This window comes from Micromonospora cremea (genome assembly GCF_900143515.1).
GTDB lineage: Bacteria > Actinomycetota > Actinomycetes > Mycobacteriales > Micromonosporaceae > Micromonospora > Micromonospora cremea.
The window spans coordinates 491095-505287 of record NZ_FSQT01000001.1; the positions used below are offsets into that span (position 1 = coordinate 491095).

The following is a 14193-nucleotide window of genomic DNA, read 5'->3' on the forward strand; positions in this document are numbered from 1 at the left end:
GCTCTGCGCCAGAGGGCTCCTGGGCAACTGGTGGTTCGAGCGGTCGGCCTGCCGCAGGTAAGGCCTGCGAGCCCGGAAGGAGTCTTCGTCTCCTGCGACGGCGGAATTGTGATGCGCGGCATTGGGTGATCTTGGTAGGTCGCGCGTGCACCTGTCAGCTCACTTGCTCGTAGAGCACCCCGTGCTTGCTCCGCATGAGAGCTTCGATCGACGCGGCGAGGTTGGTGTCGTGCACCAGCAGCCCCAGTTCGATGTTGGTGTTCTCGGCGCTGTAGGAGAAGTTCGCGCTGGTTAGCAGCGTGATCACGCGGTCGACGACGATGAACTTGGCGTGGCTGACCAGCGGATGGTGGCCTCCGGGCGGGGTCAGCGTTCGGAGTACGGTTGCCTTCGGCAGGTGGGCCGCGACGGCTGCCGGGGAGCCGGCGTGGGCGTCGAGGTACACCGTGACGATCAGGCCGGGGCGCACTGCGGCGTTCTTGAGGGCAGTCCACATGCCCGAGTGCGGCGTGAAGTTGAAGCTGGAGCAGACGATCGACATGCGTGCGTCGTCGATGATGCGCTGAGCTTCGCTGGTGAGGCGGCCGGTCGTGGCTTCGACGCCGGGCATGGTCCAGACGGGGGAGATGGCGGTCCGGACGGATCGTGCGCCGGCGATGGCCCGGAGTACGGCGATCGAGTCGTCCCGGTGCTCCGGACTGAGTTCGGCTGCGAGGAGTAGGCGCTTCGCCTCGCTGCGGCGGGCGGCGTGTACTTCTTTTAGTGCCTGGCCAGTGGTTCCGCCGGCTTGTAGGACGGTGGCGAGTCGTTGTGCCTCGTAGGCGGTCAGGAAGGCGCCGAGCGCCGTGTAGGGGTCAGTAGACATCGATGGTGCCGAAGAATCCGGGGACCCGTTCGTCGTCGATGGTGGGCAGGGTGAGCAGGAATCGGCGGTCGAGGAATCGGTTGGCGCGTTCGCAGGAGGTTTCCGAGGCGAAGCTGCAGCAGTGGCAGGCCGCGCCGTGCAGGAAGTCCTCGCCGTGCCGTGGTGTGCGTTGCCCGCAGACGGGGTCGGAGGAGCAGCGGGCTGCTCTGCGCAGCGCGTCGAGCAGGAGCCCGTGCAGCCGTTCCGGCTGGCTGAGCGCGACCAGGCCACCGAGGGTTCCCTCGCTGTCAGAGGCCGTGGTGCAGATGAGCAGTCCAGCGGCGGCGGGCCGATCGGGGGTGGCAGGCCAGGCGTAGAGGCGTTCGCTGAGGCTGGCAGCGCCATAACCGCAGGACATCGCCATCTCGCGGATGAGGATGTGCGCCAGGCTGTGGATCAGCCAGTAGCGCGGGGCGGGGAAGCGGGTGTCGGGGTCGATCTGGGCGGCGGTAGCGGAGAAGCGCCGGGAGAAGTTGTGCCGGTGGGCTTCGCGGTGCGCCCGCCACAGCGCGGTGGGCAGGATCTGTGCTTCCCAGGCGGCGACGGCGGCCTCGTCCAGTTGTAGGAAGATGCCCTCGCCGCGGTCCTCGGTGGCCGGCACCCAGGTGGGGCGGCCGTCCCGGGTGAGCTTGACGAGTCGGCTCGCGAGGTCGTTGACCCGGTCCATCTCGTCGATGCGGGTGAAGCCGATCACCGCGTTGACCTTCTTCATTCGGTTCACGGCGATGACCCGGTGCACCTGCTTCGGGAGGGCCACGGCGGTGGGCATCTCGGTGACCATCAGCCCGCTGGCGTCCTGCTGCTGCGCGAACAGGCTCGGCTTCTGCAGGTAGTCCCACTCCGGGACGAGCAGCTCGACCGGGTCCCACTGGCGTAGCTTCTCCTGGCGCTCCTCCTCCGACGGTGGCGGAGCCAGTGCCTCGGCCGCCGCTGCGGTGAGCTCCTCATCGGTGACTCCGGCGATGTCGCACTTGTGTGCGACGAGTAGCGAACGCAGCACCTTCGGCATGGTCGCGTAGTCGGTCAGTTCCTCCGGGGTCAGGTGCGTGCGTAGTCTCGTGGCGAGCGCGGTCTGGTCCTGCTCCGGAGTGCGGGGCATGACGATGATCGACTGGGTGGAGGCGAACCAGAGGTTGGACGCGCCCATCATCATCAGCGAGGTGTCCAGCCCACACTTGGGGTCAAAGGCGTTCAAATGCGGATGCCGGCCCCGACAGGTCGGCAGCTTCCGTTTGCCGGCCTCGCCCTGCGCCTCGCTCATGCCGCGCCGCTGTTGGCAACGTTCGCAGGTGACGACTGCGCCGGCTCCCTGACCGATGTTGCTGTCGCGCAGTTTCAGGTCCGGGTGCGGGGCGGCGGGGCAGGTTCTGCCGCGGTGTACCCACAGCGCGTACGGGAACTCGTCGAGGTGGCCGTTGGCGCAGGCGAGCAGGTAACGGGCGGGCACCGCCGGGCTGCGCCTAGCCTTTCCCTTCGCGGGAGCTTTGGTCTTTCCTTTCGCCGCTCCCACGAACGTGCGGCCGGGACAGTTGACGTGTTCGAAGGTCGCCAGGTCGGGCCGGAACGGATGGGTGTTGGTGTAGCTGAACCGCGACAGTGGCCCGAGGTAGTCGCAGCCGGTGCAGCGCAGCCACTGCGGGAATACCCGGGCCGGGATGCCGAGGTCGGAGCCTTCCTGTGACATTGCGCGGGCCTTGGGCTGCCAGGGGAACGGCCGCAGTTGCTGCACGCGGGACCCGAGGTGAAGCTGGACCACCTTGAGCAGCCGTGGTTCCTCGATCGTCGGGACGGTTGGCCGCCGTCGCCAGATTGGCTCCCAGTCGTCGAGGCCAGCCGGCATGATCGAGAACTGCGGCAGGTCCATGATCGAGCCGACGCCGTAGGTGTAGAGCAGTGACGACGGGCGGGCCGAGCCGACCTTGGCCCGGTTCTTGACGTTCGACTGCTCGCTGTCGGCGAGCGGGTCCAACGGCTGCGCCGACTCGAAGATCATCTGCGCCGCGTCATCGTCCGTCACTCGTCTTCTCCTTGGGGCAGCTCCCAGGACGGCGCGTCGTCGGGTTCGACGACGAACAGTCGCTCGGATATGGGGCTGACCAGCAGGTTGATCTCCGGCTGGACCTCCCGCATCGAGTGCGCGACGACGAACGGCGCGCGGTCCGGCTGACCCTGGTGGGCCTTTGCGTTCTCCGGGCTGATCAGTAACGGCAGGTAGCTGTCGTTGTCACCGGTGCGCTCGTACACCAGGGTCTTGCTGAGCTTCCCGGCGTACTTTCCCCGAGCGTTCCACTGGTCCAGCCGGTTGATCAGCCGCTGGTGCGCCTGTGCCATCAGGTCGTCCAGCTGGGCCGCCGGCCGGATTCGGGCGTAGAGCCGATCGACCAGGGCGACGAGAGCGTCCTGTTCGTCACGGACCCGCCACGCGGCCCGTTCCGGCGACAGCCCGTCGTCGTGGTGCGCCTGCAGCACCCGCGCCGCGCTGACCAGCACCCCGTCGATGCCCCGGTCGAGAGCCGTCGGCGAGAACGGGGTGACCGACAGCGCCTCCACCTGCGCGTAGAACGTCTCGTGGTAGTGCCGGAACTGCTCGTAGTGGGCCAGGTCGCGGGGCCGCGCCCAGTTCCCGAGCGCCACGACCAGCCCGGGTCGGCCGCAGTCCTCACCCGGGCGGCCGACATCACGGCCCACCCGCGAGGACGCCTGGATGTACTCGGCGGTGTTCTTCGGCTGCCCGACCACCAGCATCAGTCCGAGCCGCTGCACGTCGACGCCGACCTGCAGCATCGAGGTGGCCAGCACCACGTCGAACGGGTCGGCCTTCGGCCGCTCCATTCGCCCGCCGGCCTCCTGCTGTTCGAGCCGCTGCCGCATTGCCGCGGTCGTGGCGTAGTCGGGGTCGAACTCCAGGGCCAGGTTGTCCAGGGTGCGTCCGATGTCGACCGAGGCGATGCGGGAGGTCAGCTCGCCGGTGACCAGGCGACCGTACGAGCCGAGCCGCCGTGGGAAACCTGAGCCAGGGCGGGGCTGCCGGACCCGGTTCTGCACGTCGTCGGCCATGTAGCGGGCCATACCGGCCAGTTCACGGGTCGCGTTGAAGTAGCCCACCAACGTCATGTACGGATCGGCGGCGGAACCACTGCGGTCGAACAGCAACTGCCCGGCAAGCAGCAACACCTCGGCGACCCGGATCTCCGCGCTCGACAGCCGCACTCCCTGCGCACTCACCCCGATGTAACGCCGGCCCGGGGTGGTCGGCCCGATCGGCAGCTCCTGCGAGAAGTACGTGTCCGCCACATCCAACACCTGCGGCGGGAAGATTTGGACGCCGCGCCCGTACAGCCCTCGCACCTGATCGTCCGCGCGGCGCACGGTGGCCGTCGACGCCACGATCATCGGCCGGACCGATTTGCCGTCGGCGGTCTCCCACGACGCGAGGGTCTCCACGACCACCTCGAACAGCCCCACGGCGGTGCCCAGCGCCCCGGTGATCAGGTGCAGCTCATCCTGAATGATCAGATCCGGGGGCCGGAGCCGTCCCACCGGCCGTACAGTCGCGGCGGGTAGGCCGGGCTCAGCCTGGTGACCGGTGGTCACACTGCAACTGGCGTAGTCCGGGTGAACGTAGCCGTGCCGACCGCAGTACCGGCCGACGTAGCCGAACAGCGATGCCGCCTCACCCTCGCGCGCCAACCGAGCGAACTTGTCTACCGTCGCGATCACGAACGCCGGCGGCATCCGGTAGATCTCCTCGTCCACCGTCAGCATCGGCAGGCCCTCATCCACCTGACCGCCCTTGGCGAACGGGCACTGCCCCATATCGTCGCCGCAGAAGACCAGCACCCGCCGAGTCGTCTTGACCGGCTTTACGCTCGCGGCGCCGATCGGACTGCCGCACCACGGGCACCGCTGCACCTGCAACACCGTCAACCGGTGCCCGCCGTACGCGTTGGCCTTGCGCAACTGCTCGTCCGCCTCGTCCCACCGCTTCGGGCTCACGTCGGTGCCGACCCACAACCCGATCCGGAACGGCTTGCTACCCCAGGTTGCCTCGTCCCGGCGGCGAACCAGCTCCGCCGCACACACCAGCGTGGTGGCCCGCTGGAACTGCTGCGCGGTGAGCAGCCGCAACGTGTACCGCATCAACACGGCCACCCCGTCACGCCCGTCCAACGGCCCATCGGAGGACGCCACCACCTGCTGCCGGCGCCGGATCGCGAACGTGTACGCCGCCAGACCCAGGTACGCCTCGGTCTTGCCACCACCGGTCGGGAAGAACAACAACTCCACCCGCGACAGCTCGCCGCTGCGCGCCGCCGCGGTGGGATCGGTCAGCGCTGGCAGCTGCATGAGGATGAACGCCAGCTGGAATGGTCGCCACGACGACGGCTTCTCCCGCTCGTCGGCCTCGACCTGATCGCGGGCGTCGTCGAACGACAGGCTCGGGTCGGAGCTACGCAACGCCCCGATCCGGGAGTGGACCCGCTGGTCCCGCATGACCTCGTTCATGAACCGGAAGCACGCCAACGCCTCCGGATCAGCCACCACGTGCGCCAGCCCGTCCGCCAGCCGCTGCTGTGCCGCGCGTGCCTCGTCCACGACCTCCTCGGCCAGGTCCCGCAGATGCTCGGGGAGCTGCGCCGCCTTCGTAGCCTCACCGTCGAGCCAGGTCCGGTACCCGTCAACCAGCGGGGCAAGACCGTCACGAACCTGTTCAGGGCTGGCCTTGGCCAGTGCGTCCATGGACAGCATTGCGCCCGTGACCGACCGTGCCTGCGTCTGGGGTGTCTCCGCGACCGGCAGCCACGTCGTCCACACCGCCGTCGCCCGCCGTGCCCCCGGCTCCGCCCGCCAGTCCACCGAGCAGGTCCGCCCGACCGCGAACTCCAGCCGGTTGCGGTACTGCAAGTGCAGCCGGCGCATTTCGTCGTCGTGCTCCGGCCACTCCTGCTCCATGACGTCGCGCACCGGCAGGAACACCGCCGCACCGCCCGCGTCGACGTGCAGCTTCGTCTGGAACAGCCACTCGTGCACCGGGATCGTCGGCGGCGTTTCCCGGTCATTGACCAGCGCGATCTCGATCAACCGCCGGCCGAAACGCGCGTCGTCATAGGCATCAATCCGCAAACAGATCTGCCCGGTCAGCACCCGCGTGTACGTCCGGCCCGACGTCAACTCGGCCGCCGCGATCTTCTCGACGATCCCAACCGGCGTGCGCCGATACCGCCGCACCGCCCGGCCCCGCTTGTCGACCTCACCGGTCTTCACACTCTCGTAGGTGCCCCACGACGCGGTCACCGTGAACTCCGCCAGATCGTTCGGCACCTGGAACCGCAACCCCATCGACGACGGAATCATCAGCCCCTGCCTCGGAGCCTTGTCGTCGGCGTCATCCTCCTCACCCTCGACGTCGGTGACATCGGCGGACTCGGCCGGAATCCCACGCTGCGCATGAAAACCTGCCGCATCGGATCGGATGCCCACCAGGCCATACCCGTCCTCAGAACCGGCTAAATCAGCATCGGGCTCGGTCAGCTTCACCGGCGCGATATGCCCCACCACGTACAGCTGACGCGGGCTCACCGCCAACAGCTCCTCCGGACCACCTGATGGCCCGAGCAACTCCCGATCCAGGACGTCGACCAGGTTCTCCCGCACGTTGTACGAGGTGCCATCCGGCTCATGCGCGAGCCGGAAACCCGGTGCCGAGTCAGTCACAGCAGCGGCTCCTGGCCCTCGTGGACCACCGGCTTCCGCTGGCGGGCAGTCGCCTTCTTCGCCGCCTTCGGCCGCTGCGCTGCCGCGCGGCGCAGGTTCTCCGCGAGCAACCGGTCCAAGATCTCCACCCGCGCCGCCGGGCTCACCGTCCATCGCGTCATCTGGCGGTACGTATGGAAGCCATGCTTCAGCGGCACATCCGACCAGTCGTACGCCGCCATCACCGCCTCGTCCAGTTCGACGTGAATCCGCCGCAACCGGGCCACGTCCGCGTCGTCGTACTCAGCGATCCCCGGGTCGTTGACCAGGTTGTACAGCTTCGTCAACCCGAGCCCGCGACGCAGCATGGCCGCTCGCCGCTCCTCATCCAGCATCTGGCCTAGTTCGTCCAGCTGAACCGTTGGTTCCGGCCGTGGGAACGTCTCAAATACATCAGATGGCGTGTATCTCGGATCGCTCCGGATGCCGGAGCCATACCTGATTGCCCACATCTGATGTGGGCTGCTCGAGAGAATTGCTTGATCCGCGTATGAGTCAGTAGCAAATACTGCCAGTCCGTGGCTCGGAATCCATGTCGTCGATATCCGTGCGGGCATGAGAGTCTTGCCATGGAGAGTGATTGCCAAGACTTCACTCAGGCCGGAGATGGCCCGGCGGAGGCCTGGGCGGCCTTCAGCGTGTTGCCACCAGTGATCCCGATATAGCTTCCGGTTGTTTTCCATCCTTTTTGGCTTGACTAACTCCGTTACGCGGGAGTATGCCCAGTCGAAGTGAGCGGCCTCCTCCTCCGACTTTCCATAGAAGTCGATCACCCAACGCGAAGGCGTGCAGTCCGCTCTTGAGTTCAAGTCCTCGCCGCTCAAGTACGGCAACACAATTTCGGCGTATCGCGGGTCAGTCCTCAGCCACTCCCTTGCTTCGCTGTCGGAGACGACAAAACCGATGCCGTCGATCTTGATGCCCTGGAATGCGACTTCACGGTTGGCGCTCAGGCGATTCGGGCTCCCTGCCGTGCGGCCAGCTGGCTCAAGGAGGCTCGTTATTCGCTCCACCTCGATCCCGTCGACCCATCTGCTAACTGTGGACGGCACCTTGTTGCGGGTTCCCCAGATGGCCGAGTATTCGAGGTTGACCGTAGCGACAGGCCACTTCTTGCTCTGTATTGCCCGGGTTATCTCAACGCCTTGAATGAGCATCTGATCTAGGCCGACCTCGCGGGTGTCGCCCTGAGCGATGGTGTTGGTGGCGATCAGACCCATATTGCCATCGTTGCGCAGGAGTTCGACCGATCGGAGGAAGAAGTAGGCCACAAGATCAGCGTTTCCGCGCCGGCCTCCTGCGATCTGGTGCACAAGCCAATCTCGGAAGTTGCCGCCCATGGCCCCGGAGATGCTAGATCCAGCAACGAAGGGTGGGTTTCCGATGATCGCATCGAAGCCGCCATGGTCGATCAAGACGTCCGGAACTTCGAGCACCCAGTGCAACGGTTGCCAACGTCCGTAGTCAGTTAGGGCGGTTGGCGTCAGACCCTCATTGAGGATCGATCGCAGGAACTTGATATCTGCGGCCATGTCGTTGGTCGGCATCGCGGCGGCCACTGCCTCGGCCAGGTTCTCGTATGCTTCGTTCAGGGCCTTGCCGGGTTTGCCGCCGAGACGGAGCCCGGCAGCAATCACCCCGTCGGCTGCGGCACGTAGGTCGGCGGTGAGCGTGCGAGTCTGATTGAGCTGGCGGCGCTTTGCGGTGGTGCTACGCATGGGGTCGTGTTCGCGTACCTCGCTGGCGAGGTTGCGGCGGATATCGACAGCCCGCCGGATGGTGCCGTCCACGTCCTTCGCCGTCAGCCTGGGCTGCTGGTGGGTGGGCCCTTCGATGTGCAGGGTGCGGAGTTGGCGTAGGTCGGTGAGGCCGAGTAGGGAGTTGCCGTGCAGGATCTTGTCGTCGACGAAGGAGAACGGCAGGTCGCGGTCGAGGGAGACCAGCCAGAGCGACAGCTTGCACATCTCGACGGCCATCGCGTTGATGTCGGCGCCGTACAGGCAGCGGGCGACGACTTCACGGATCGCGTGTTGGCCGAGGTCGTGCTGCCCGGCGTTGGCGGGGTCCTCGTCAATCCATGCCTCGACGAGGCGGGCGGCGAGGTAGCGGGCGGCGGCGACCAGGAATGCGCCGGAGCCAGCGGCGATGTCGGCCACCTTGAGGTTGAGGATCTCGTCCGAGCCGCGCAGTTTCCACGCGCCGCTGCTCTCGGGGACCTGGTGCGGGCCGGGGGAGTAGCAGAGCGGTTCGAGGGCGTGCTTGACGACGTCCTCGGCAAGGTCTTTCGGGGTGTAGTGGGCGCCGGCGTTGCGCCGCGACGGCGTCTCAATGACCACCAGACCGCCCTCCAGGATGACGGTGGGGCGGTCGCGTAGGTCGGGCCGGGTGATGGTGGCCCAGGGGAGCAGGCGTGCGCGTAGGTCGTCGTCATCGGTCACCGCGCGCAGCATGCGGTCGGCGTCGTCGCCGGGCGTGGTTGCGAGCCGCTTCGCCAAGACGTTTGCGCTCGGCGGGGTGGCAGCGGGCTGGTTCTCCTTGAGCCAGGCGATGATCGCGGTGGCCAGTTTCGCCGGAGTCGTATTGGCGTTGGCGAGCTGCTCCAGCACGGTCAGCGGGATCTCCGGCTCGGCGCCGGTCGCGCCGACGAGGCCGACCAGGGTGTCGCCGGTGACCCGGGTGCAGGAGTAGCCGAGCAGCCCTTCGTAGATGTAGCCGATCTGTTCCACGTCGACGTCACGGAACGAGATTCGGCGAGCGTCGCTGCCCTTGAGCTGGGCGACCTGCACCGAGCGTAGGACGTGCAGCATGACCCGGTCGGAGACGGGCAGGGCGAGGGTGCCGTTGTCGCTCGACGCGGTCAGGAACGGGTACCGCTCCGGGTCGAACAGCGATCCGCCGTACGCGGGCATTCGCATGTTCTCGAACGACGCGCCCCAGTAGAGGGCCTGGCTGGTGGCGAGCAGCCGGTGCCAGGTCAGATAGGTGCTGTCCAGCGATTCCTCGCCGTCCCGCAGCCGGCGCTGTTCCAGGTCGTCGAGTTCACCGCTGATGCCGTACCCCTGCAGGAAGAGCTCGCTCTGCGGCAGCAGGCCGCGCTCCTCGGCGAAGAGCAGGAAGACGACGCGCATCATGACCGTGACGGCCGCGGAGTAGGTGTCGTGCGGGTCGTCCGGGAGCGGATCACGCAGACCGCGCCTGTGGTGGTCGGCGGCGGTCTCGGCGAACGCCTGGATCAGCAGCTCGACGGCGCGGCGGACCTGGGCGCCGAGAGCTTCGGTGATCTCCTCGGCGGCGGCGACGGACTCCTCGAACAGCTTGGGGAGCCGCTCGTTGGGGTCACCGCCGATGGTGTACTGCCGGGCGACGACGGTGAGGAAGGCGTTGCGGGTCAACGGTTCCTCGACCCAGGTCTGGGCGTCGACGATGCCGGAGGCGACCATCGTGTCCGGCCGGGCGCAGACCAGCGCCCACCAGCGGCCGTCGGTGACGATGCCGATCGCGACGCCGGCGCCGCGCAGCATCGCTTCCATCCGGTCGATAGCGGTGGCGGCCCAGCCGTCGGTGCCGGTGGCGTGCAGGCTGTCGCACTTGTCGACCACGCCGACCAGCGCGCCGATGCCGTCCGGCCCGTGCAGCGCGGCCTGCGGGGTGACGGAGATCCGCCGGTCGGGCGAGTGCGCGGCCACCCCGGGCGCGCAGTCGGGACCCCAGGCCAGCGAGGTACGCCAACCGACGACGTCCCGCAGGACGGTCTGCACCCAGACGTCGCGGACCTCGGCGTACTTGGCCTGAACGATCTCGTCGTCCGGGTCGATGTCGAGGGCCTCCCAGGCGTGGTCGAACGCCGGCCTGGCCTCACGGAGGACGTCGAGGCGTTCAGGAGCCAGGGCGGGCATGCCCTGCGGCCACACCCGTTTCAGCGGCGGGATCGCCAGGAACGGGCCGTCTGTCTCGACCAGTTCCAGCCACGCCCGGTGCAGCTCGGTGGCCGTCTTCGGGCGGAAGGTACGGGCGGTCCGCATCAGCGTGAACCTCCTCGCCGGGCGTCGGCCGGGGTGAGCGCGAACACCACCGCCGCGGCGGTGGTGTGTGGCTTGACGTCGCGGTACCGCTCGGTGATCGCCGCGATCTCCCGCTGCTCCTCGTCGCCGAGCTCTTCCTGCCGGCGGCGCATCGTTTCGATGTCGCGGCGGCGCTGCCGCTGCTGATCATCGGGGAAGAGAGCCAGTTGGTCCTGCATCTCGGCGCTGGTGAGCTGGTCCAGCGACTCGTTCAGGTTGCGGCGGAACGCGGCGAAGATCTCCCGCGCCCGGGTGACGTCGGCCTCCTCACGTTTGGCGAGCTGGTCGCTGACCCGCTGATGGCGGGACTCGGCGCGTCGCGTCATCGAGTCGAGCAGCCGGGACCGCAGCGGGGACTCCGGCTCGTTCCACTCCCTGGCCAGGTCGGCGCGGACGTCCGCAGCGGCCAACGTCAGCCTGCCGGCGTCGAGGGCCTGGTCGAGCAGCTGCTCGGCGCGTTCCTCCGCGATGGTCCGGCGGCCCCGCAGGCGTACGCCAGCGAGGAAGATCTCCTCGTGCAGGCGTAGCCCGCCCCGGCCGACCAGCACCATCCGGGTGACGGCCGCGACAAAGGACTCCTCCAGCCCATCCACCACGACTGCCGTGACTCGGTGCAACGGCGCGTCCGCGCTCCACAGCGACCGGCGTAGCAGCCGCTGAGCCTTTTTCACCAGCGGATGACCCAGGTGGACGTAGACCAGGTCCTTGCGACCGGCCGCAGCCTTGTCGTCGAACGTGATCGGCCGCAATACGCCCGGCTCGGAGCGGGTGCCCAGGCCCTTCAACGTCGACTGCCAGGCCGGACCGAGCGGCGGCACGGTGAACACGGCTGCATCGGTCCGGTCGTCGCCGACCACCACCAGGGGCGGCTGGTGGCTGATCCGCAGCGCGGTGTCGACCACCCGCCGCAGATTCTCCGGCTCCAGGTGCAGCTCCGCCCGACTGTCGGCGTAGCCCTTCTCCAACTGGGTCAACCGGCTGTTCAGGTCTAACCCGCCGGCCAACGCCTTGTTGATCACGGCGTTGCCGTCGAACGCGCCCTTCTTACGCCGTCCCGCTGAGGAACGGGTGAAGTGGTCCTGGATCTCGTCGGCGATGACCTGGTTGACCGACCCGAGGTCACGCGCGACCGTCACCACCTTGCGGGCGATCCGGCCCATGAACTCCATGTCGGCGGCGTACAGGGTCGCCGAGCGGTCCGGGGAGAACTGGAACACCAGCGGGGTCTGCTGCTGCCCGTACCGGTCGATCCGGCCGATGCGCTGCTCCAACCGTGACGGGTTGAACGGGATGTCCAGGTTGATCAGCCGGTGGCAGTGGTCCTGCAGGTCGATTCCTTCACCGGCTGCGTCGGTGGCCAGCAGCACCCGCACGGGGTTCTTCGCCGACGGTTCGGTGGTGAAGTGCTCGCGGATCAGCTCCCGCTCGTCGGTTGGCGTCTGCCCCTGGATGACCTCCAGCACGTCGCCGTAGCCCTGCTGGACCAGCACCCGGTGCACCCATTCCAGAGTGTGGGCGTACTCGGTGAACACCACGACGCGCTCGTTGGACCAGAACCCGCCCGGTCGGCAGATTGCGTCCAGGGCCGTGATCAGCTCATTGAGGCGGGAATCGGGTCGGCTCTCGAAACTCAGCCCCCACTCGGCCAGCCGCTGCAACTCGCCTGGCGCGGCGGCGACCAGCGGGTCGGTGGACTTGCTGTGCCGCAGGGCTGTCGCCTCGTCCTGCTCCCACAGGCCTTCCTCCTCGTCGGCCTGCCCCTCGCCGAGGATGTCGTCGTAGTCCCAGTCCGTCGGCGCCTGGCCCACCGACCGCGCGGCGAGGTACGACTGCAAGGTCATGCCGAAAGCCCACGGGCTCGACAAGAACCGCTTCTTGAACAGCATCGCGGTGATGTCACCGGACTCGCCGGTCCCGTTAGCCTTCGCACTCTCGGTGAGAATCCGATGCAGCAGAGCGAACATCTCCTGCTCGTCGGCGCGCGGCGTGAACGGGATGATCCGCAGCTCCCGAGGGCGGAAACCCTTCTCCGGCAGATCCGACTTCAACCGCCGAACCGTCACCTCCCGCAACGCCCGCTCGTCTAGCAGCGCACCACGGCTGAACCGGCGCGAATCGATCATCTCCAACAGTGCTGTGAACGACTCCGGATGCCCGTTGTGGGGGGTGGCGCTGAGGAACAGGCGATGCTCACACTTGTCCGCCAGCTCCCGGATCGCGATCGTGCGCTGCGTGTCCACGGCGTAGCCGCGCCCACCCCCGATCGCCGACGGGCTGGCCGGCGCCACATGATGCGCCTCGTCCACGATCAGAATGTCGAACGCGTACCGCCGGGCGGTCTTCGTGCTCGCCGCCTGCGCGTACACGTCACGCAGCATCCGTTGGGCGCGCACCTGCGGCAGCCACGCCATGCTCACGATCACTCGAGGATAGAGCTGGAACGGGTTTGCGTGCAGTCCGTAGCGGCGCCGTACCTCGCGCATCATGTCGCTGTTGATGATCGTAAAGTCCAGACCGAACTTGTCCCGCATCTCGTCTTGCCACTTCAGGGACAAGCTCGGCGGGCACACCACGATCGCGGTACGCGCCCGGTGCCGCAGCAGCAGCTCCTGCACCACCAAACCGGCCTCGATGGTCTTACCCAAACCCACGTCGTCGGCCAGCAGCAGGTTCGTCCGGGGAGACGACAATGCCCGCCGCAACGGCTCCAACTGGTAAGCCTCGACGGCGACACCGCTGTGGAACGGAGCCTGCACACTTCGGTCGTCTGCCGAGGTCACCGCACCCCAGCGCATCGCGTCGACGAACCCGGCCAGGGTGTTCGGGTCGTCGAAGGCGTCCGGGTTGACCTGCGTCGGCAGTCCTTGAGCGGGCGTGACGGTGTGTCCGACCTCCAGCTCCCAGACGACCGTCAACTCCTCACCCAACCGGTCTTCGTCGAGCGCCTGGAGGGTTACTGCGTGGTTCAGCGAGGCCACGGCTTCGTCCGCCGGGCTCCGCGGCAGTCCTTGCGGCTTGACCTGCGCCACCGCCCAGGTCGACCCGCGTACTTCGACAACCTGACCCGGCTCGGGAACGGCAAGTACGGCGACCCCTGACGTGGCGGTCGCCCTGGTGGGCGAGAGTGTCACCGAAGCACCCTAACCTGTGCGCTTATGCGACCTCACCCCTCGTGTGGTGGCGCTCGCCGACCGAGTCGGCCTCCAGGCGGCCCAATCGTCCATGCCGCCCGGCTACGGCCTGCCAGGGATGATCGGCCCTTTATCAGATGCCCTGCCGCCCAACCTTGCCCTGCGGACCCGACGCCGCTTGACGCATAGGCACCACGCCACGGTGCCGCTGCACCGCCATACCGGCTATCGGGGGACGCACCTGGAACGGCGGCGAGCGGGTGCAAGGGGTACGAGCGGGACGCCTGCGCCGATGATCGGCTGGTTGGATGACCTCATGCACGCGGTTATCGAATGGCTCGAA

Annotated in this window: 5 protein-coding genes; all 5 read right to left on the reverse strand. The window is 67.8% G+C overall.

Annotated elements, in window-relative coordinates; genetic code table 11:
- Nucleotides 1–154 precede the first annotated feature (154 nt).
- Nucleotides 155–865 (reverse strand): DISARM system phospholipase D-like protein DrmC, encoded by a 711-nt coding sequence (gene drmC / locus BUS84_RS02210; protein ID WP_074308308.1) that lies wholly within the window; start codon nucleotides 863–865, stop codon nucleotides 155–157.
- Nucleotides 855–2921: a DUF1998 domain-containing protein gene (gene drmB, locus BUS84_RS02215; RefSeq protein ID WP_244298332.1), complete on the reverse strand. Its 2067-nt coding sequence runs from the start codon at nucleotides 2919–2921 to the stop codon at nucleotides 855–857. The genes drmC and drmB overlap by 11 nt, the downstream gene beginning before the upstream one ends.
- Entirely contained in the window at nucleotides 2918–6619 is a 3702-nt protein-coding gene (drmA, locus tag BUS84_RS02220) for a DISARM system helicase DrmA (RefSeq protein WP_074308311.1), read from the reverse strand. Before drmA ends, drmB begins: the two co-directional genes overlap by 4 nt.
- Nucleotides 6616–10554 (reverse strand): Eco57I restriction-modification methylase domain-containing protein, encoded by a 3939-nt coding sequence (locus BUS84_RS39375; protein WP_244298333.1) that lies wholly within the window; start codon nucleotides 10552–10554, stop codon nucleotides 6616–6618. Before BUS84_RS39375 ends, drmA begins: the two co-directional genes overlap by 4 nt.
- A 125-nt stretch (nucleotides 10555–10679) precedes the next feature.
- A complete protein-coding gene (gene drmD, locus BUS84_RS02230) occupies nucleotides 10680–13850 on the reverse strand; it encodes a DISARM system SNF2-like helicase DrmD (RefSeq protein ID WP_074308315.1) in 3171 nt (1056 codons plus the stop codon).
- Nucleotides 13851–14193: the final 343 nt, after the last annotated feature.